This is a genomic window from Blautia sp. MCC283 (genome assembly GCF_018785565.1).
GTDB lineage: Bacteria > Bacillota > Clostridia > Lachnospirales > Lachnospiraceae > Blautia_A.
In genome coordinates this window covers 330,272-351,902 of the sequence record NZ_WQQB01000045.1, presented here as the reverse complement: position 1 = coordinate 351,902, position 21,631 = coordinate 330,272, and the positions used below count along the sequence as shown (strand labels likewise).

18 protein-coding genes are annotated in these 21,631 nt (G+C 45.6%); 16 read left to right on the top strand and 2 right to left on the bottom strand.

Annotated elements, in window-relative coordinates; all coding sequences use genetic code 11:
- Window positions 1-137: 137 nt before the first annotated feature.
- From GPK81_RS14205 to GPK81_RS14140, 14 genes are all read left to right on the top strand, one after another.
- Complete coding sequence (locus GPK81_RS14205; RefSeq protein ID WP_215707242.1) at window positions 138-2,201, top strand: ATP-binding protein; 2,064 nt, start codon at window positions 138-140, stop codon at window positions 2,199-2,201.
- A gap of 171 nt (window positions 2,202-2,372) precedes the next feature.
- Window positions 2,373-3,305, top strand: coding sequence for a cysteine synthase A (cysK, locus tag GPK81_RS14200; RefSeq protein ID WP_118609102.1), 933 nt, complete (start codon window positions 2,373-2,375; stop codon window positions 3,303-3,305).
- Window positions 3,306-3,827: 522 nt separating this feature from the next.
- The gene (locus GPK81_RS14195) at window positions 3,828-4,262 is read left to right on the top strand and encodes an RrF2 family transcriptional regulator (RefSeq protein ID WP_021977005.1); all 435 of its coding nucleotides are present in this window, start codon (window positions 3,828-3,830) and stop codon (window positions 4,260-4,262) included.
- A 155-nt stretch (window positions 4,263-4,417) separates the two neighbouring features.
- Window positions 4,418-5,281, top strand: coding sequence for a substrate-binding domain-containing protein (locus tag GPK81_RS14190; RefSeq protein WP_021652475.1), 864 nt, complete (start codon window positions 4,418-4,420; stop codon window positions 5,279-5,281).
- Between the two features lie 123 nt (window positions 5,282-5,404).
- A complete protein-coding gene (gene pstC, locus GPK81_RS14185; protein ID WP_118061759.1) occupies window positions 5,405-6,262 on the top strand; it encodes a phosphate ABC transporter permease subunit PstC in 858 nt (285 codons plus the stop codon).
- Window positions 6,252-7,166 (top strand): phosphate ABC transporter permease PstA, encoded by a 915-nt coding sequence (gene pstA / locus GPK81_RS14180; RefSeq protein WP_215707241.1) that lies wholly within the window; start codon window positions 6,252-6,254, stop codon window positions 7,164-7,166. The genes pstC and pstA overlap by 11 nt, the downstream gene beginning before the upstream one ends.
- A 9-nt stretch (window positions 7,167-7,175) precedes the next feature.
- Window positions 7,176-7,934: a phosphate ABC transporter ATP-binding protein PstB gene (gene pstB, locus GPK81_RS14175; RefSeq protein WP_015526284.1), complete on the top strand. Its 759-nt coding sequence runs from the start codon at window positions 7,176-7,178 to the stop codon at window positions 7,932-7,934.
- A 4-nt stretch (window positions 7,935-7,938) separates the two neighbouring features.
- Complete coding sequence (gene phoU / locus GPK81_RS14170; RefSeq protein ID WP_215707240.1) at window positions 7,939-8,622, top strand: phosphate signaling complex protein PhoU; 684 nt, start codon at window positions 7,939-7,941, stop codon at window positions 8,620-8,622.
- A gap of 5 nt (window positions 8,623-8,627) precedes the next feature.
- A complete protein-coding gene (locus tag GPK81_RS14165) occupies window positions 8,628-10,310 on the top strand; it encodes a sensor histidine kinase (protein WP_330384642.1) in 1,683 nt (560 codons plus the stop codon).
- Between the two features lie 262 nt (window positions 10,311-10,572).
- The gene (locus tag GPK81_RS14160) at window positions 10,573-11,901 is read left to right on the top strand and encodes a hemolysin family protein (protein WP_242997034.1); all 1,329 of its coding nucleotides are present in this window, start codon (window positions 10,573-10,575) and stop codon (window positions 11,899-11,901) included.
- Window positions 11,902-12,056: 155 nt separating this feature from the next.
- Window positions 12,057-12,608 (top strand): TetR/AcrR family transcriptional regulator C-terminal domain-containing protein, encoded by a 552-nt coding sequence (locus GPK81_RS14155; protein ID WP_092069733.1) that lies wholly within the window; start codon window positions 12,057-12,059, stop codon window positions 12,606-12,608.
- Window positions 12,609-12,817: 209 nt separating this feature from the next.
- Window positions 12,818-13,372: an HdeD family acid-resistance protein gene (locus tag GPK81_RS14150; RefSeq protein ID WP_118070886.1), complete on the top strand. Its 555-nt coding sequence runs from the start codon at window positions 12,818-12,820 to the stop codon at window positions 13,370-13,372.
- Window positions 13,373-13,428: 56 nt separating this feature from the next.
- Complete coding sequence (locus tag GPK81_RS14145) at window positions 13,429-14,805, top strand: radical SAM protein (RefSeq protein WP_173771901.1); 1,377 nt, start codon at window positions 13,429-13,431, stop codon at window positions 14,803-14,805.
- 206 nt (window positions 14,806-15,011) lie between these two features.
- Window positions 15,012-16,460: a uracil-xanthine permease family protein gene (locus GPK81_RS14140; protein WP_178808556.1), complete on the top strand. Its 1,449-nt coding sequence runs from the start codon at window positions 15,012-15,014 to the stop codon at window positions 16,458-16,460.
- Window positions 16,461-16,828: 368 nt separating this feature from the next.
- On the opposite strand, the gene GPK81_RS14135 is transcribed toward GPK81_RS14140, so the two are convergent.
- Together GPK81_RS14135 and GPK81_RS14130 are read right to left on the bottom strand one after the other, a co-directional pair.
- Complete coding sequence (locus GPK81_RS14135) at window positions 16,829-17,017, bottom strand: hypothetical protein (RefSeq protein ID WP_021977016.1); 189 nt, start codon at window positions 17,015-17,017, stop codon at window positions 16,829-16,831.
- A gap of 571 nt (window positions 17,018-17,588) precedes the next feature.
- Window positions 17,589-18,452 (bottom strand): class I SAM-dependent methyltransferase, encoded by an 864-nt coding sequence (locus GPK81_RS14130; protein WP_174087903.1) that lies wholly within the window; start codon window positions 18,450-18,452, stop codon window positions 17,589-17,591.
- 392 nt (window positions 18,453-18,844) lie between these two features.
- Between GPK81_RS14130 and GPK81_RS14125 the strand changes: the two genes are divergently transcribed.
- Window positions 18,845-20,128, top strand: a complete 1,284-nt coding sequence (locus GPK81_RS14125; protein WP_118061768.1) for an aminotransferase — start codon at window positions 18,845-18,847, stop codon at window positions 20,126-20,128.
- A gap of 72 nt (window positions 20,129-20,200) precedes the next feature.
- On the top strand, window positions 20,201-21,601 hold the full coding sequence (locus GPK81_RS14120; RefSeq protein WP_118061769.1) for a L,D-transpeptidase family protein: 1,401 nt from the start codon (window positions 20,201-20,203) through the stop codon (window positions 21,599-21,601).
- The last annotated feature ends 30 nt before the right edge of the window (window positions 21,602-21,631 follow it).

Genomic DNA, 21,631 nt, shown 5'->3' with positions numbered 1-21,631 from the left:
AAAGAAATCTTCTGAACAGCAGCAGACAAAAACACTGCCGTTTGGAAGATTCTTTTTGTTGTAAACAAAATATGAGGATGGTAAAATATACATCTGATGTAACGTTATACCGAGCAGGAGAAGGTAAAAAAAATCAAATGATAAAAAAAGATAATACTTCAAAACAGATCAGGATCTACTGTCTGGTCGTAGGGATTATTTCCTTCTTTATAGTATCCGTCTGTGGACAGCTGCTCAACAGGAATACTGTAAATGAAGAGAAAATGCGAGCTGCTTTTACAGCGGAAACAACCGTGAACCGGATAAGATCACAGCTTAACCGATATCTTGATGTCTCAGAATTCTTTCAGAATATAATTGGATCCGGACATCAGATGGACAGTAAAGAATTTCAGGCTCTGTCGCAGATGATCTCCGATGATTCTCAAATTATAAAAGTTATTGAACAGGCACCGGACGGAGTAGTTAAGGATATTTATCCTCTGAAAGGAAATGAGGCAGCTTTTGGAATTGATATGCTAAATAATCCGGCCCGTAAACATGAAGCGAATCTGGCAATGAAAAGCGGCCAGTATACCATAGCCGGTCCTTATGAGCTGAATCAGGGAGGCCTTGGCTCACTGTTGTTTGAACCGATTTATATTACAGATAAATCCGGGGAAAAATCCTTCTGGGGATTCTCAATCCTGGTACTTGACTGGAACCGATTTCTGGAAGAACTGGAACTGGATAAGCTTACCGATGCTTCCTACTGTTATCAGATGTGGAAAAAAGACGGAAATTCCGGAAAGAAAACGATCATTGCCCAGGGTGGAGATGCGATTCACAAAGGGGCTGTACAGATCAGCTGTAAGGTTCCAAATGACACCTGGTATTTTGAGATTATTCCACATACCGGATGGGTTACCGTGAAACAGCAGGCACTGGTTTTTCTGGTTGCTGTAAGCATAGCGGTTCTGGCCACTGCGATCTGTTATCTGATGCTTCACAGAAAACAGAGAGAAAAACTGTATACAGAAGAAATCCGGAAGTCCGCGGAAAAAGCCAGAAAAGCAAATGAGGCAAAGACGAGATTTCTCTTTAACATGAGCCATGATATCCGGACGCCAATGAATGCCATCGTAGGATTTTCCGGACTTCTTGAGAAGAGTCTCCATGATGAAAAGAAATCTCTTGGCTACATAAAAAAGATCAGGGTTTCCAGCGATATTTTGCTGACGATCATCAATCAGGTTCTGGAAATGGCCCGTATCGAAAGTGGAAAGATCACTCTGAATCCGGAAAGTGTAAATATCCGTGAAATGGTGGAAGCCATGAACACCGTTTTTGAATCATCCCTTACAAAAAAATCTCTGGAATATCAGTGCAGCCTGAATGTGGTCCACGATCAGATCCTGTGTGATAAAACAAAGATGGAAGAGATCATTCTGAATGTTGTCAGCAACTCCATCAAGTATACCAATCCTCATGGAAAGATCACAGTATCCATTGATGAGCTGGATTCCGAGGATGAGAAAAACGCAGACTATAAAGTTGTTGTAGAAGATAACGGGATTGGAATGAGCCAGGATTATCTTCCACATATCTTTGAGGAATTTTCCAGGGAACATACTTCTACGGAAACCAGAGTTGCAGGCACAGGACTTGGACTTCCAATCGTAAAATCTCTGGTTGACCGGATGGGTGGAACCATCGAAGTAGAAAGTGAAGAGGGAAAAGGCACCCGCTTTATTATGAAATTTTCTTTTCCTGTCAGTTTAGAAAACCAGGTTCGGGAAAAAGAGAAACAGAATATTCCGGATATTACAGAGAAGCTTGAAGGAAAACGGATTCTTCTTGCGGAAGATAATGAACTGAACGCGGAAATTGCGGAGACAGTTCTTGAAGAAACCGGAATAAAAGTGAAACATGTGGAAGATGGCATCCAGTGTATTGAGGAACTGAAAAAGATGCCGGAGAAATATTATGATGTGATCCTGATGGATGTCCAGATGCCAAATATGGATGGTTACACGGCAACACAGAGGATCCGGGATTTGGACGATTCGAGAGCTGAGATTCCGATCATTGCCATGACAGCCAATGCTTATGATGAGGACAGACGGAAGGCACAGGAAGCGGGAATGGATGGTTTTCTGGCGAAGCCACTGGACGTGGATGAGATGATGCGTCTGCTGGCCCAAATTATAAAAACAGAATAAATGAAACAGCACAAAACGCAGGATTTTTCTGGAGAAAAATTCCTGCGTTTTTTTGGCGGAAATGTATTGACAAATCCCTGTACTATGATATAATTCAATCAAATCACAGAAAACATATATAGTTACTAGGAAATAAGGAAATAGAGATAAGGAATTAAGGAGGATATCACCATGGGTAAAATTTACGGAAGCGCACTGGAACTGATCGGAAACACACCACTTGTAGAGATCAAGAATGTAGAGAAGTCAGAGGGACTTGAGGCTACCATTCTTGCCAAGCTTGAGTATTTTAACCCGGCAGGAAGTGTTAAGGACAGAATCGGTAAGGCAATGATCGAGGATGCAGAGCAGAGAGGCGTTCTGAAACCGGGCGCAACCATCATCGAACCAACATCCGGTAATACAGGAATCGGACTTGCAGCCATCGCAGCTGCCAAGGGATATAAGACAATCCTTACCATGCCGGAGACCATGAGTGTTGAGAGAAGAAACATCCTGAAAGCATACGGCGCAGAGGTAGTTCTGACAGACGGAGCTAAAGGAATGAAAGGTGCCATTGCCAAGGCAGAAGAACTTGCCAAAGAGATTCCGGGAAGCTTCATCCCCGGACAGTTTGAGAACCCGGCTAACCCGAAGGCACATGCAGCAACAACAGGCCCTGAGATCTGGAATGACACAGACGGAAAGGTAGATATCTTTGTAGCTGGTGTCGGCACAGGCGGAACGATCACAGGTACAGGTGAGTACCTGAAGAGCCAGAACCCGAATGTGAAGGTTGTAGCTGTTGAGCCTGCAACTTCTCCTGTACTTTCCGAGGGAAAAGCAGGCCCGCATAAGATCCAGGGTATCGGTGCTGGTTTTGTTCCGGATACACTTGACACCAAGGTTTATGATGAGATCATCGCAGTAGAAAATGAGGATGCATTTGAGACATCCAAACTCCTTACCAAGAAAGAGGGAATCCTTACAGGAATTTCTTCCGGTGCAGCTCTCTATGCTGCGATCCAGCTTGCAAAACGCCCGGAGAACAAGGGAAAAGTGATCGTAGCACTTCTTCCGGACAGTGGAGACCGTTACTACTCCACACCACTGTTTACAAAATAATCGATCCGAAGACCGCTTCTTTTGCCCCGAAGCGTGATCCTTCGGGATTATTTACGGCGCTCCTGAATGCCTGTCCAAGCAGGCTGCCGGAGCGCCGGTTTTATTCTTATTTTTACCGAATCAAGTAAGTCCCCTGCGGGGTTGCGAAAAACAATAAGCATTGGATGGAGACTTGCTTGTATCAGGAGGAGTGCAGGCTCCTTCTGATAAACTGCGAAGCAGTTATTCGGTTATGAGCAAGTAGCAAAGCGGATTGCGAATATCCGCTTGACTTGTATCAGATAGTTTTTTAGGGTATAATAGAGAAAACAAACAAAACCTATTAACAATATAAAGAATAAAGTCTGCAAAGCAGATTCTGTTTCTTATGAAAGAAGATACAGGAAGCTGCCTGTGCATCACAGAGAAGGGTGCCGGTCATGGAATACAGAGGAATATTTCCGGCCGAACAGCTGCACAATAACAGAAAGAGCAAAAGACTATAAATAAGAAGAATACTGAAATATTGGAGGTAAATATTACATGAGGATTTCTACAAGAGGAAGATATGCGCTGAGACTGATGTTGGATCTTGCTACAAATTATACAGGAAAACCGATCCGCCTGAAGGATGTGGCGAAGCGCCAGGAGATCTCAGATAAATATCTGGAGCAGATCATATCCATCCTGAACAAAGCAGGTTTTGTCCGCAGTGTCCGTGGCCCTCAGGGCGGCTATGCACTGCAGCAGACCCCGGATAAATACACGGTCGGAATGATCCTTCGTCTCACAGAAGGAAGCCTTTCCCCTGTGGAATGTCTGGACGACAACGGAGCCTTCTGTGAACGTGAGGAGAACTGTGTCACCCAGATCCTCTGGAAAAAGCTGGACGATGCTATCAAAGGTGTGGTGGATCATATAACACTGGAAGACCTGATGAACTGGCAATCTGTCAAGGCAGACGAATACATCATATAAAAAAAGCTGCGCAAGCAGCTTTTTTTTATATCACATTTTTTTACTAACATTTTACAAAACCGCGATTTTATATTTTACCTTCCATTCCTATAATAACACCTGTATTTAAGCAGTAAGCAAGTAAAAATGATCATAGAAATGAGGAGAAAAAAATCATGAAAAAAAGAATCGCAGGTATCTTAACAGCAGCACTTATCGGAACTACAGTAATGGGAACCGTTGTAATGGCAGCACCGTCCGGAGCGATCGACGTAATTTCCCGTGAGGACGGATCCGGAACACGTGGAGCATTCGTAGAGCTGTTTGGGATCGAAGAAGAAAAAGACGGCGAGAAAGTAGATATGACAACACAGGAAGCAAGCATCACAAACAACACAGATGTAATGCTTACCACAGTAGCAGGCGATGAGAACTCTATCGGATACGTATCCCTTGGTTCCCTCAACGATACAGTAAAAGCAGTAAAGATCGACGGAGCAGAGGCAACAGCAGAGAACGTTGCAGATGATACATACAAGGTAGCACGTCCGTTCAACATCGTAACAGGCGACAAGCTCAGCGATGCAGCACAGGATTTCATCAACTACATCATGAGCTCTGACGGACAGGACATCATCGAAAAAGAAGGCTACATCAAAGTAGATGAAAAAGCAGAGGCATACAAAGCCGGAGATGCAAAAGGCAAAGTCGTAGTTATGGGATCTTCTTCCGTAGGACCTGTAATGGAGAAGCTTGCAGAGGCATATCAGAAAACAAACAAAAACATCACAGTAGAGGTTCAGGTCAGCGACTCCACAACAGGAATCAATAGCGCAACAGAGGGTGTATGTGATATCGGAATGGCATCCCGTGAGCTGAAGGACGAGGAAACAGAGAAAGGTGTTAAAGCTACAGAGATCGCAAAAGATGGTATCGCAGTCATCGTAAACAACGACAATGACCTTGAGGAGCTTTCAAGTGACCAGGTAAAATCCATCTTCACAGGTGATATCACAGACTGGGAGGACGTGACCAAATAAATTCCCAGGTAAAAAACGATTGAAGTATCTTACAAAGAGCGGCGATCATGACAAGGTCAGGAAAGCCGCTCCGTTATATATCAGCACAGTGGATATCCACTGGAACAGAGAGAAAGGTGTCTTATGAATCATTTAGGAGAAAAGGCCATGAAGGTCGTTTTCCTCATTGCGGCCTGTGCATCGGTTCTCGCAGTATTTCTTATCTGCGTGTTCCTTTTTGCAAACGGTCTTCCTGCAATGGGAAAGATCGGTCCCTTAAAATTCCTCTTCGGAACAGAATGGAGACCAACAAACGATAAATTCGGAATCCTGCCAATGATCGTGGCAAGTATTTATGTAACTGCAGGAGCAATCCTTATCGGAGTGCCGATCGCACTTTTTACATCCGTATTTATGGCAAGATATTGTCCGAAAAAAATCTATAAACCACTGAAATCCGGTATTGAGCTTATGGCAGGCGTTCCATCCATCGTATATGGCTATTTTGGTCTGGTTCTCCTGGTACCGCTGATCCGCCAGCTGTTCGGAGGAACCGGAAGCAGTATGCTGGCAGCATGTATCCTTCTGGGAATCATGATCCTTCCGACGATCATCGGAGTTACGGAATCGGCAGTACGAAGCGTTCCGGAAAGCTACTATGAAGGCTCACTTGCGCTTGGCGCAACAAAAGAAAGAAGCATTTTCTTTGTTATGCTTCCGGCAGCAAAGTCAGGGATCCTGGCAGGCGTTGTCCTTGGGATCGGACGTGCCATCGGTGAGACCATGGCCGTGATCATGGTAGCCGGAAACCAGCCACGTATGCCGAAGGGACTTCTTCAGGGTGTCCGTACCATGACTGCAAACATCGTAACAGAGATGGGATATGCATCAGGACTTCACAGAGAAGCACTGATCGCAACAGGAGTTGTACTCTTTGTATTTATCCTGATCATCAACTTAAGTCTTTCACTGCTGAACAGGAGGGCGGAGCATGCAAACTAATGTATCAGTAGCCGCGGATCCTGCGGTAGAAACAACCATGAAAAAAAGGAATACACTTACCATAGGAGATCAGCTGAAGTCTTATGCAAGACATCCTGGCGCAGGAGTCCTGGCATTCCTCACATTGCTGGGAGCAGTGATCACTTTTGCACTGCTGTTCTTCCTGATCGGCTATGTGCTTGTAAAAGGTATTCCTTATCTGAATGCAAGTCTGTTCAGCCTTACCTATACCTCAGAGAATGTTTCCCTTCTCCCGTCACTGATCAATACCCTGATCATGACACTGGTATCTCTGACGATTGCCGCTCCGGTAGGAATTTTTGCAGCGATCTTCCTTGTGGAATATGCAAAAAAAGGCAGCCGCTTTGTAAAGCTGATCCGTATTACCGCAGAGACACTTTCCGGCATTCCATCCATCGTATATGGTCTGTTCGGTATGCTGTTCTTTGTAACTGCGCTGCACTGGGGCATGTCTCTTCTTTCCGGTGCCCTGACCATGGTGATCATGGTACTTCCCCTGATCATGCGTACCGCTGAGGAAGCGCTGAAATCCGTTCCGGATTCTTACCGTGAGGCAAGCTTCGGACTTGGAGCAGGCAAGCTCCGTACTATTTTTACTATCGTACTTCCCTCCGCAGTTCCCGGAATCCTGGCAGGTGTGATCCTGGCCATCGGACGTGTGGTAGGTGAGACAGCGGCACTTCTTTATACCTCCGGTACTGTTGCGGCAGTTCCAAACAGCCTGATGGGTTCCGGACGTACCCTGGCACTTCACATGTATGTGCTTTCCAGTGAGGGACTTCATGTAAACCAGGCATCTGCAACAGCAGTAGTCATTCTGGCATTTGTACTTGTTATCAATGGACTGTCCGGTCTGGTAGCCAGAAAAATTGCGAAAGGATAATGATCGATCATGAGTGAAAATACAAAAATTTCAATTGACAATATGAATCTCCATTACGGAAGCTTTCATGCCCTGAAGGGAATCAATATGGAGATCCCGGAAAAAGAGATCACAGCATTTATCGGACCAAGCGGCTGTGGTAAATCCACACTTCTGAAATCCTTAAACCGTATGAACGACCTTGTGGAAGGCTGTACCATCACAGGAAAGGTAGAGCTTGACGGGGAAGATATTTACGGAGATATGGACGTGAATCTTCTGCGTAAACGTGTTGGCATGGTATTTCAGAAGCCCAATCCGTTCCCAATGAGCATCTATGATAACATTGCATACGGCCCGAGGACTCACGGTATCCGTTCCAAGGCAAAGCTGGACGAGATCGTGGAAAAATCTCTCCGTGATGCGGCCATCTGGGATGAGGTCAAGGACCGTCTGAAAAAAAGTGCTCTTGGAATGTCAGGGGGACAGCAGCAGCGTCTCTGCATTGCCCGCGCCCTGGCAGTACAGCCGGAGGTGCTTCTTATGGATGAGCCCACATCTGCCCTGGACCCGATCTCCACTTCCAAGATCGAGGATCTGGCAGTAGAGCTTAAAAAGGATTACACCATTGTCATGGTCACACATAACATGCAGCAGGCAACCCGTATCTCCGACAAGACAGCATTTTTCCTTCTTGGTGAGGTTGTGGAATTTGCGGATACAGACAAGCTGTTCTCCATGCCGGCAGATAAGCGTACAGAGGATTATATTACAGGAAGGTTTGGTTGATATTATGTCAGAACGTTTTGTAAGACAGCTGGAAGAGCTTCACGTGGAACTGATCACCATGGGAAGTCTCTGCGAAAAAGCAATTTCACTTTCTGCCAAAGCTATTCAGGGTGAAGGCGGGATGACTCTCATTGGAAAGATCTTTGAGACGGAAAAAGAGATCGATGCACAGGAAAGAGAGATCGAAAATCTCTGCATGAAGCTTCTTCTTCATGAGCATCCGGTAGCCGGAGATCTGCGATCCATTTCCGCAGCGCTGAAGATGATCTCCGATATGGAACGCATCGGTGACCAGGCAGCAGATATTGCGGATCTGTCCAAGCATATCGAGGACAAAGCAGTTACCGGAAACAGCATCAACATCCGGAAGATGGCTGAGGATACAGTCCGCATGGTGACAGAAAGCATTGATGCTTTTGTAAAGGGCGATCTGGAACTCTGCAGACAGGTGATCAATGATGATGACAAGGTAGATAATGCGTTTAATGAGATCAAGGAAAAACTGGTTGAAATCTTAAGCAGCGGAAGCCCGGATGCCAGATTGGGGCTTGACATTCTCATGGCTGCGAAGTATTTTGAACGTATCGGTGATCACGCAGTAAACATTGCGGAGTGGGTAGAATACTCCATTACCGGAGTCCACAGAAGCAGCGCCAGTCACACGGACAATTATCTTACCGGAGAATGATTATTTTGAGTAAAAAAATATTTAAGTATATTATGCTGGTCTCATCCATGGTTACCGTGCTGGGACTGGCATTTGTCATTGGTATCCTTTCTCATTCATTCCAGCGTCAGCTGATGAATGAGCTGAAAAAAGAAGCTGTTTTCATTTCCAGAGGAGTAGAAGCAGCAGGGACAGATTATCTGGATCAGCTGAGTAACACAGATTCCAGGATTACCTATGTGGATGAAAGTGGAAAAGTCCTCTATGATAATGAAGCAGATGTGGAAAATATGGAGAATCACGGTCACAGAAAAGAGATCCGTGAGGCAGAGCTTAACGGAGAAGGAGAAGATGAGAGAATGTCTTCCACGCTTTCCGAAAAGACCATGTACTATGCGCTGCGCCTGGACAATGGCAATGTTCTTCGTGTCTCCAGCACCCAGAAATCAGCTTTTGCGCTTGTGTGGCAGCTGGTACCGCCGCTTTTGGGCGTATTGTTTCTGATTCTTGTTCTTTCTGCGGTATTTGCTTCCAGACTTTCCGGCAGGGTGGTGGAACCTCTTAACAATCTGGATCTGGAACATCCTGAAGAAATTAATGTGTATGAAGAGGTGGAACCTCTTATCAGCAAAATTTACCGTCAGAACCGTCAGATCCGTCTGCAGCTTGAGGCGGCCAGAAGACAGCAGAAAGAATTCTCCATTATTACGGAGAACATGCAGGAGGGCCTTCTTGTGATCGACCGTTATACCATGGTACTTTCCGGAAACTCCAGTGTCGGGAAGCTTCTTAAGGTAAACGAGATCAGAACCGGGGAAAGCGTATATCTTCTGAACCGTTCCGAGGACTTCAGAGGTGTTGTGGAGCAGGTTCTTGAAGGAAATCATGAGGACAAAATTCTCCGTCTGGATGGCAGCGACATCCAGGTGATCGCCAATCCGGTCACAAGAGAAAACAAGACAGAAGGTGCGGTGATTCTTCTGGTGGACGTAACCGAAAAAGTAGAACGGGAACAGCTGCGCAGAGAATTTTCCGCCAATGTTTCCCACGAGCTGAAAACACCGCTGACTTCTATTTCCGGCTTTGCAGAGATCATGCAGGACGGATTTGTGAAGGATGAAGATGTGAAGGTTTTTGCAGGGCGCATCTACAAGGAAGCACAGAGGCTGATCCGCCTGGTTGGAGATGTGATCCGGATTTCCCGTCTGGATGAAGGCGGAGTGCCGTATCAGTGGGAAGAACTGGATCTGTACAGTATGGTTCATGATATTTTTTCCACACTTCATGAAGCTGCCAGGAAGCAGGAAGTGCATATGTATATGGAAGGCGGAAGTACCATGCTGGATACGGTGCCTACCATTATGGAAGAAGTTCTTTACAATGTCTGTGATAATGCCATCAAATATAACCACAGGGGTGGAGAGGTTTTTGTACAGCTGAAGGATGAAGGCGATGTGGTTCGTATAAATGTGCGGGATACGGGAATCGGGATTCCGAAAGAAGATCAGGAACGCATTTTCGAGCGTTTTTATCGGGTGGACAAAAGCCATTCCAAGGAAATCGGCGGAACCGGCCTTGGCCTTTCTATTGTGAAGCACGGGGTAAAAACTCTGAACGGCAGGCTGTGGCTTAACAGTGAACCGGGACAGGGAACCGAGATCATTATGGAATTTCCGAAACATCATATGGAAAAGGAAGCAGCAGAGTGAACATAGGTCGTGCAGCGATGATGTTCATAGGCATGCAGCAGAGTGGAAGATGAACGGCCGTTCTGTTGTATGCATCTGCTGTTTTTTATATCGTAGTATATTGCTAGTTGGAGGTTGATGGTTTGACAGACTGGAAGGGTTATGCTATCTTATGTAATAATAATCAGAATAAGCAACAGGAAAGCGGATGATAACGGTCCGCTTTCTGTATTATAATTGGTTCGGAATAATTCCGGACGACTATACTGAGGGGAATAAAAATATGATACAGGCAATTGTTTTATTGGTGTTCCTGATCTTTCTGAATTCTGTTTTCGCAGGTGCGGAAATGGCGATTCTGTCCATGAATGAAGCGAAGATGAAGGAGCTGGCAGAAGAGGGAGATCACCGGGCGCAGATTTTGATAAAGCTTACAGAACAGCCGGCACATTTTATGACAGCGATCCGTGTAACGGTAACTACGGCCGGCTTTCTGCAGAGTGCTTTTGCAGCGGAATATTTTGCACAGCCTATGACTGCGGCACTGATAAAGGCAGGAGCAGATGTACCACAGAACATTCTGAAAATCGTATGTATGATCATTGTGACCATACTGCTTTCCTATGTAAGTCTTCTGTTCGGAGAACTGGTGCCAAGACGTCTGGGAATGAAAAATCCGGATGAGCTGTCTCTGCGTCTGGCAGGACTTCTTAAGATCGCGATGATCGCAGTCTGGCCGGCTACTGCACTTCTGACAGTAACTGCCAATGGTGTGCTGTATCTGATGGGGATCAAACCGGAAGAAAAAGAGGAGCAGGCCACAGAGGAAGAGATCCGTATGCTGCTTACAGAGGGAAATGAACAGGGCAGCATCCAGCAGGAAGAAAGCGAGATGATCCAGAATGTTTTTGACCTGGATGATACTGCGGCAGATGAGATCTGTACACACAGAAGAGATGTGGTTGTCCTCTATATGGAGGATTCAGATGAGGAATGGGAACGGATTATCAGAGAGAACCGTCACACCTTTTATCCGGTATGCGGGGAAGACCAAGATGATATTATCCATATTCTGGACACCAGAGATTATTTCCGCCTGGATGACAGATCCAGAGAAGCTGTTCTGCAGCATGCCTGTTATTCACCGTTTTTTGTACCGGAATCCATGCGTGCCAACCTGATCTTCCGGGAAATGAGGGAAAAACGGGATTATTTTGCAGTAGTGCTGGATGAATACGGCTGCTTTGTGGGAATTGTCACTCTGCATGATCTTGTGGAGACGCTGGTAGGAGATATTGACGACAGGACAGATCTGCCGAAGCCGGATGATATTGAGAAGACAGGAGAACATATCTGGAAAATACAGGGAGGAGCGATCCTGGATGATGTGGCAGAGGTCATAAATGTGGAGCTTCCTGTAGAAAAATATGATACTTTCAGCGGCTTTGTCTGCGGAGTTCTGGAACGTGTACCGGAGGACGGAGAACAGTTCCGATGCAGCTGGAAAAACCTGGATATTGTGGTAAATCAGGTCAGAAACCATACCGTTGTGGAGGGAATCGTTCATGTTCAGCCAGAGAAAAAAGTGCAGGAACAGAAAGAAGAGATCTGACAAAACCTTGTTCAGCCAGGTCATGGGACAGTTATCGGGAGAAAGATCTCCGGGGATTTATGGACATTTTCGAACATGTTGTTGCTTGAAAGTATGTTATTTTTATGACATAATAAGGAAATAACCCGAGGAAAGCTTGTGATGGGGGAGAGAAAATGCCAGGTTTTACAAGACAGATCATACTGCATACACTGACGGAACTTATGAACGAAAAACCATTGTCCAAGATCACGGTAAAGGACATCGTGGAACGCTGTGGAGTAAACAGGAATACATTTTACTACCATTTCAGAGATATTCCGGATGCAGTGGAAGCAATGGTAAAGGAAGAGCTGAATGACATTCTGAAGGATCAGAAAGTACCGGAATCAGTCAGCGACTGTATGGAAATCCTTGTCAACGCAGTTCAGAAGAACAAAAAAGCCATGATACATCTGTACCGCTCGATCCAGAGGGATGTATTTGCCGATTATCTGGATCATGCCGCAGAGCGTGTGGTGGAGGAGCTGATCAACAGGGCGGTCGGAGACTTTGAAATGGATCAGGAAGATAGGCATCTTATAAGCCGGTATTATAAATGTGTATTTGTGGGAGTGATCCTGGACTGGCTACGGCATGATATGGATTATGATATCCTGTCAGATATGCATAAGCTGGAGTATATTTACGAGAAGAGCCTTGAGAGTCAGTACAAAAATCTGAAATAAAAGCTATGATTTCAACTAAATGAAGATTAAAAATATCCATTTAGTGTAGAACAGGAATGTCCTCGAATTTTATTAAGGTATAGAAACGGTTAATTTTGAGCTGGTGTCTGAAATTTAGGCACTGGCTCTTTTTTGTCTGTTTTTTTAAACGACACAGGGATGTATAATTCAGTACAATAAATGAGAAAAAATTATCAAGGAGGGAACGTATGGATGACCTGAAACAGCTGAAGCTTGTAAAAAACATCTACATCGTCATGTCATTACTGTTCTGTGTGCTGGGTATTTTTCTGATGGCAAGGCCCAAAAGCTCTGTAAAAATGCTGTGCGTGCTTATGGGAATCATGCTGATCCTGTACGGAGCTATTAAGATCAGCGGATATTTCACGAGAGATGTTTTCTGTCTGGCATTTCAGTTTGATCTGGCTTTCGGGATCCTGCTGATGGCAGTGGGAGTGATCCTGATAGCCAGAAAAAATTTCGCAGTGGATCTTATTTTTTCCGTGTTCGGAATCCTGATCCTGGCAGATGCCCTGTTTAAGATCCAGATGTCTGTAGATGCGAAGAGATTCGGTCTGGCGTTGTGGTGGCAGATCCTGCTGATCGCACTGGTCACCGGAGTGATCGGAGTTCTGGTTTTTATCAGACCATTTGAAGCAGCAGCTATGATGATGGTGTTGGTAGGATTTTCCATTTTACTGGAAGGGATCCTCAATCTATGGGTCGGGATCCTGACGATCAAGATCATCAAGAGTCGGCTTTAAACATAAATATAAAAATAACCAATCACTTTAGATAATAACATAGGAGGAAATAGAGTATGGGAATCGTAGACAAAGCAAAACAGGCAGCGATCGCAGCTACCGTAACAAAAGCACTGGATTATCTTGAGAAGGATCCGGAGACAAATATACCGAAGATTATGGAAATGGTTGATAAAGTAACACCGGATGGCTGGTATGCAGGACAGAGAAATGCGATCCGTCACTCCATCGAGGCAAAGGACAACTGGTATCAGCTGATCCTTCGTATGTATCAGCTGGATGCGGGAGTACGCCAGACATTCTTCCGTAACTTTATTGTAAATGCCAGCCTTAAGGGAAGCGCAACACAGGAAAAAGTATCCGAAGAGAATGACTGCAATGTACCGTGGGCAATCCTTCTTGACCCAACCAGCGCATGTAACCTTCACTGCACAGGATGCTGGGCAGCAGAGTATGGCCACAAACTGAACCTGGATCTTGAGACCATCGATTCTATTGTTAAACAGGGTAAAGAGCTGGGAACTTATATGTACATCTACACAGGCGGTGAGCCTCTTGTCCGCAAAAAAGACCTTATTAAGATCTGTGAGATGCATCCGGACTGCGAGTTCCTTTCCTTCACAAACGGAACTCTTATTGACGAAGAATTCTGTCAGGAAATGCTCCGTGTGAAAAACTTTGTTCCGGCTATCAGCCTTGAGGGAACAGAGGCAACTACAGACGGACGACGTGGAGATGGCGTATACCAGAAGGTTATGCATGCCATGGAGCTTTTGAAGAGCCACGGACTTCCGTTCGGTGTTTCCACATGCTACACATCTGCAAACGTAGATGCAGTAAGCAGCGAGGAGTACTTCGATCATCTGATCGAGTGCGGAGCTTATTTTGCATGGTTCTTCCACTATATGCCGGTTGGAAATGATGCGGCAGCAGATCTTCTTCCCACACCGGAGCAGAGAATCAAAATGTACGACAGCGTCCGCAGATTCCGTGCCACAAAATCTCTCTTCACTATGGACTTCCAGAATGATGCAGAGTATGTAGGCGGATGTATCGCAGGTGGCCGCCGTTACCTTCATATCAATGCAAACGGAGATGTGGATCCTTGTGTATTCATTCATTTCTCCAATGCGAACATTAAAGAATGTACACTTCTTGAGGCGCTGAAGAGCCCGATCTTTATGGAGTATCATAAAGGACAGCCATTCAACAAGAACATGCTTCGTCCATGTCCGATGCTTGAGAATCCGGAGCTTCTCCGCAAGATGGTTGAGCGTGCAGGAGCGAAATCTACAGACCTTCAGTCTCCTGAGACAGCGGAGCATCTCTGTGCAAAATGTGACCACTATGCAGAAGTATGGAAAAAACAGGCAGATGAGCTCTGGGATGAGAGCCAGGCGAAAAAAGCTGCAAAAAAATCAACAACTTGTTAATTAATACTTGATATAGATGGTGGGATACTGTATAATGAACCCGTTTTTCAGGAGTCTGAAATAACAGTTCAGATAAGAGTGTCGAAACAGAAGAGACACGATACGTGTACTGACAGATAACAGGGCGGTTATATTCAGCAGTGGGTATAACTGCCTTCTTTTTTATGTTATCGTCAGGACATAGGGAAAGAAAGGATGGATTCATTATGGAAAAACAGGAGAAAAACACAGCCAGCCCTTATGAGCTGGACGGACGCCCACCTCTTAAGGTGGCAATTCCCCTTGGACTGCAGCACGTGCTTGCCATGTTTGTGGGTAACCTTACCCCGCTTCTTATCATCACGGCAGCCTGCGGAATTGAAGCAGGAGGGGATCTTCAGGTTGCATTACTTCAGAATGCAATGCTGATCGCAGGAATTGTTACACTTGTACAGGTCTTTACGATCGGACCGGTCGGTGGCAAGCTTCCTATCGTTATGGGAACAAGTTCAGGTTTCATCGGCGTATGTCAGAGCGTTGCCGGAGTCATGGGAAATGGTGTCGTAGCCTACGGCGCGATCATGGCAGCATGTTTTATCGGCGGTCTTTTTGAGACGGTTCTGGGAAGCTTTCTGAAACCTTTGAGAAAATTTTTCCCGTCTGTTGTAACCGGTACCGTTGTACTTTCAATTGGTCTTTCACTGATCGGTGTGGGAATCAGCTCCTTTGGAGGCGGAAGCTCCGCAAAGGATTACGGTTCTCTGGAAAACCTTTTCGTAGGTTTTGTGGTTCTGATCGTGATCATTGCACTGAAGCACGGAACAAAAGGTTTCACAAGCTTTTCTTCGATCCTCATCGGTATTATCGTGGGATATATTCTGGTAAGTATCATGGCACTGGTACTTCCAACAACATTTACATATGTAGATGATACAGGTGCCACTGTAGAAGCTACAAAAGCCTGGGTTCTGAACTGGGATAAGGTTGCACAGGCAAAATGGTTTGCAGTACCTGCACTTATGCCTGTAAAATGGGTATTTGACGCACGTGCCATCGTGCCGATCCTGATCATGTTTATTGTAACTGCAGTGGAGACTGTTGGTGATATTTCCGGAATCACAGAGGGTGGTCTTGGAAGAGAAGCTACTGATAAAGAGCTTTCCGGTGGTGTTATGTGTGACGGTCTTGGTTCTTCCTTTGCAGCACTGTTCGGTGTACTGCCGAATACTTCCTTCAGCCAGAACGTTGGTCTGGTTGCCATGAATAAGGTTGTAAACCGTTTCTGTATCGCTACTGGTGGAATCTTCCTGATCGCATGTGGACTGTTCCCGAAACTGGCTGCGCTGATCTCTATCATGCCGCAGAGTGTTCTGGGCGGCGCTGCTGTTATGATGTTCTCATCGATCGTTGTCAGTGGTATCCAGCTGATCACCAAGTGGCCGGTAGGACCAAGAAACGTTACCATCGTTTCTGTTGCACTGGGTCTTGGCTATGGACTTGGTTCCAATACAGCGATCCTTGTGCATCTGCCACAGGCTATCAGTCTGATCTTCGGTGGTTCCGGTATTGTACCGGCAGCGGTGTTTGCGATTATTCTTAATATTGTTCTTCCGAAGGATGAGAAGAGTGAGATTGAGAGAGCTGAGGAGATGCTTGAGAAAGTTAAGAATAAATAAAAAAGTGTAAGAATAAAAAGAGTTTTTTTCTTTTTTGAGGCTGTTGGACTTTATTGGTCTGACGGTCTCTTTTTTTTTATAATTTTTTATTTTGGGGATAAAGGTTCGGCCTTTTGGAAGGCGGTAATTTGCGAGAAGGGGAAGCACTCGGAGTTGCGAAGGCCGTCTCCCCTTCTCGCGCTCTTCCCCTCCTGGCCACGCCGCTGTTCTGCGTTGTGGTGGGCGTGAATGTTCTGACAGGGTGCGGGATTCGGGGGTGTCGAGAAGGGGAGGCTGTGCCGATCTGTTGGGTGGTGGATAATAATAAAAAGGATCTGTAAAAGGCGAGATTTCACAAATAGTTCTGCCTTTTTCAGATCCTTTTTTTGTTAGTAATTGTAGGCTCCCTCATAAGCATTGCATCGTTCTTTCCGATGTCCCTGCTCCACACAGGAGCTGCACCGGTCACAAAACTCCTGCTCATAGCAGGTAGAACAGACACACCCCTTACAGGCATCCCGGTCATAAGCCGGCGTGCAGGTAAAAGGAAGGGTATCTTTTGCAGTTTCCGTACTCATAAAATCACGCTCCTTTTTTCTACATTATAGACCCAACAAAAAAACGTTTCAATACAAATAATCAGAAAACATCAAAAGATACCCAACAAAAATCAGTCATAATTCATAATAAAAATATCAACTGAATCAAGGAAATCCCCCGCAGAATTGCAAAAAACAATAAGTAGCGAATCATTACCTGCCAGGGAACAGACCTACCTGCTCCACAGAATATTTCCAAAACAAATATAAAGTTCTACAAAGATAGACCAACCAGGGAACAGGCCCGCAAGCGGGCCGCCTTCCCGTCCACCAACCTCAGAATCGGCACAACGCTCCACAACCAACACAGCAGAATCCATCACCCCGCCAGCAATCCCACACCAACCAAAACGCAGAACAACTGCGTGGCCAGGAGGGGAAGAGCGCGAGAAGGGGAGACGGCCTTCGCTAACTCCGAGTGCTTCCCCTTCTCGCAAACCTGCCCACGCCAAAGTGTCCCCCAGAAAGGGAACCCCATCGCCCCCCAACAAAATGCGTCCCAGAAAGGGAAAAAAGGTGCAGGCTAATAAGGATGCCCCAAATCCTTATCCTACCGGGAGGAACACCACCTGCCAGAAGCCCCGCAAGGCAGCACCAGTCCACTCTCTGTCACAGGAAGTCCAATCTCCTGTGACTCCACACTACCTTTCCACGGTTTCAGTTCCGTAGCCAGCATATAAGTCAGCACCGCCGGAGCAAGACCCGTAGTATAAGAATTCACAAGGAAGAATAACGGATCATCACTTAAGATTTTAGTACAAAGTTTGATCAGCGGATGAATAGCATCCTCGATCTTCCAGATTTCCCCTTTCGGTCCACGGCCATAAGAAGGCGGGTCCATGATGATCGCATCGTAATGATTGCCTCTGCGGATCTCACGCTCTACGAACTTCACGCAGTCATCCACAAGCCAGCGGATCGGCGCACCGGAAAGTCCGGAAGCAGCAGCATTCTCTTTTGCCCAGTTCACCATACCCTTGGAAGCGTCCACGTGAGTAACGGAAGCGCCGGCTGCAGCTGCAGCCAGAGTAGCGCCGCCGGTATAGGCAAAAAGATTCAGCACCTTGATCGGGCGTCCTGCATTGCGGATCTTTTCACCGAACCAGTCCCAGTTCACAGCCTGCTCCGGGAAAAGTCCTGTATGCTTGAAGCTGAAAGGCTTCAGATTAAAAGTAAGGTCCTTGTAATGAAGCTCCCACTGATGAGGCAGATCAAAGAACTCCCACTCACCGCCGCCACGGCTGCTTCTGTGATAATGTCCGTTCATATGCTTCCAGCCACGGTTTTTGCGGGGAGTATCCCAGATTACCTGCGGGTCCGGACGAACCAGAAGATAATCCCCCCAGCGCTCCAGCTTTTCTCCTTTTGATGTATCAATAACTTCATATTCTTTCCATCCATCTGCAATCCACATGATGATCAATACCTCTTTCATAATAGTAAATTTATAAGATATATATAGCATTTTTATATAGCATTTCCGGAGATTACTGTACCAGATCCGGCTGATCGGGACATGAATCCATAAAACACCATAATAATGTTTTTTCCAGTATAGAGGAAAAATGGATGCTGTGCAAGAGAAGTGCAGAATTTTCCACGAAAGATTTGACAACAGCGCTTTTACATACTAAAATGTACGCAGAGATTTTCTGCCGGGGCAGAGGCTTCCCGCTTCCGTGAAACTGTGGCTGTTTTTTGCGGAAGAGATTTTGCAGAGAATTCCTGACAGACAGAAGTCTTTAACAGAAGAAACACAGCAACCGCAGATATGAAACTGTGCACAAAAAGAGGAGAAGCAAACTTATGAAAAAATATTGTGAGATGAGCAGGGAAGAGCTACTCGATTTAAAGAAAGAACTCGACCGTGAGTTCGCCGAGATCAAAGCCGAAGGTCTGGCACTGGATATGTCCCGTGGTAAACCGGCACCGGATCAGCTTGATCTTTCCATGAAAATGATGGAAGTACTTGCGGGCGATGCAGATCTGAAATGTGAGACCGGTGTGGACTGCCGTAACTATGGTGTCATCGACGGAATCCCGGAAGCCAAGAGACTTCTCGGCGAGATGTCTGAGGTAGAGCCTGAGAACATCATCATTTATGGTAACTCCAGCCTGAACGTAATGTTCGATACCATTGCACGTTCCTATTCTCACGGAGTTATGGGAAATACACCGTGGTGCAAGCTTGACAAGGTGAAATTCCTCTGTCCTGTACCTGGATATGACCGTCATTTCCGTATCACAGAATTTTTCGGCATTGAGATGATCAACATTCCGATGTCTCCGGAAGGCCCGGATATGGATATGGTTGAGAAATACGTCAATGAAGATCCGGCAGTAAAAGGTATCTGGTGTGTTCCGAAATACTCCAATCCACAGGGTTATACCTATTCAGAGGAAACAGTTAAGCGTTTTGCACATCTGAAACCAGCAGCACCGGACTTCCGTATTTACTGGGATAACGCTTACAGCATTCATCATCTCTATGATGACAATCAGGATTTCCTTCTTGAGATCCTTGATGAGTGTGCGAAAGCAGGCAATCCGGATATTGTTTATAAATTTACTTCTACCTCCAAGGTAAGCTTCCCTGGTTCCGGTATCGCAGCAGTTGCTGCATCCAAAGCGAACCTGGATGACTTCCGCAAATATATGACTGTACAGACTATCGGACACGACAAGCTGAACCAGCTCCGTCACGTTCGCTTCTTCAAAGATATCAACGGACTGCATGAGCATATGAGAAAACACGCAGATATTCTCCGTCCGAAATTCGAGCTTGTTCTTGCAACACTGGATAAAGAACTTAACGGACTTGGAATCGGTGAGTGGACGAAACCTCACGGTGGATATTTCATTTCCTTTGATGCAATGGAAGGCTGTGCGAAAGCCATTGTTGCCAAAGCAAAAGAAGCAGGTGTTGTCATGACTGGCGCCGGAGCAACCTATCCATATGGAAAGGATCCGAAAGACAGCAACATCCGTATTGCACCAAGCTATCCAAGCGTTGAGGAACTTGGCAAGGCAGCAGAGGTATTTGTTCTCTGTGTGAAGCTTGTAAGTGTGGAAAAACTTCTGGAGAAATAAATCGATCACATCAGACTGCCCGGTATTTCAGCGTACGTAATACCGGGCAGTCATAACTATCGGAGAGAGATCATGGGTGAGGAAAAAGAAAAAATGAAAACCGGCAAAAAGGTGATCATTGCACTGATCATAATCCTGCTGATCTTTACAGCAGCAGCTTATGGATACGGTGTGCATTATTTTACAGATCATTTCTTACCGGGATCACAGGTAAACGGTTTTAACTGCTCCTATAAAACTGCAGACGAAACTGAGAAACTTCTTGCAAAAGAAGTGCAGGCATATGTCCTTACTGTGGAAACAAGAAACAACGGAAAAGAGAGCATTACCGCAAAAGAAGCAGGTTTGGTCTACAAACCGGATGGCGGAGCCAGGAAACTGATCAAAAAGCAGGACCGTTATAAATGGTTCCTTGCATTTAATCAGAAGAAAAAATATACACTGGCAACAGATACCACTTATGAAGATCAGAACAAGCTGACAGAAACCGTAAAAAAACTGAAATGTATGCAGAAAGACAAGATGGAGAAACCTGTAGATGCATGCATTAAAGACACTGGCGAGTCTTATGAGATCCAGCCGGAAAAAGAAGGAACCACACTGGACACCAAGAAAGTGCAGAAAGTGATCCGAAAAGCAGTTTCTGCCGGAGATGTAACAGTCAGCCTGGAAAAAAACAACTGCTATAAAAAACCATCCGTATATAAAGACGACAAAACCCTGAAAAAAGAATGTGACCAGATGAACAAGCTTACCAGCTGTGTGATCACATATGATTTTTCAGACCGTTCCGAGCAGCTTGACCGGAATACTATTAAGGACTGGCTTGTTAAAGACGCAAACGGAGATTATTCTGTAGATAAAAATCAGGTTGCGGCATATGTAAACAGCCTGGGTTATAAATATGATACGTTTGGATGCACCAGGACATTTACTACTTACGATGGCCGTCAGAAGACCATCCAGGGCGGTGATTATGGTTGGGCTATCGACCAGACAACAGAGACGGAATGGCTTTATAATGCAATCCTTGCGGGAACTACAGAAGTAAGACAGCCTGCTTATGCTTACAGTGGCCTTTGCAGAGATACCAATGATATTGGAAATACCTATGTAGAAATTGACCTGACCAACCAGAGAATGGTATTTTATAAAGATGGACAGCTTCTGGTAGATACACCGGTAGTTACCGGCTGTGTGCGAAAGGGACATGCCACACCAACCGGATGCTTTGCGCTGGATGCCATGCGTTCACCGGCGGTCCTCAAAGGACCTGGATATGCGTCGCCGGTTACATACTGGATGCCGTTTTCCGGGGGAGTTGGAATCCATGATGCAAGCTGGCGTTCACAGTATGGCGGACAGATCTATATAACCAATGGTTCTCATGGGTGCGTAAATACCCCGAAGGATCAGGCTGCAATCATTTACAATAATATTAGCGTAGGAGTACCGATCGTAGTTTATGAATAAGAGACTAAAAGAAATATTAAAAGAATACGA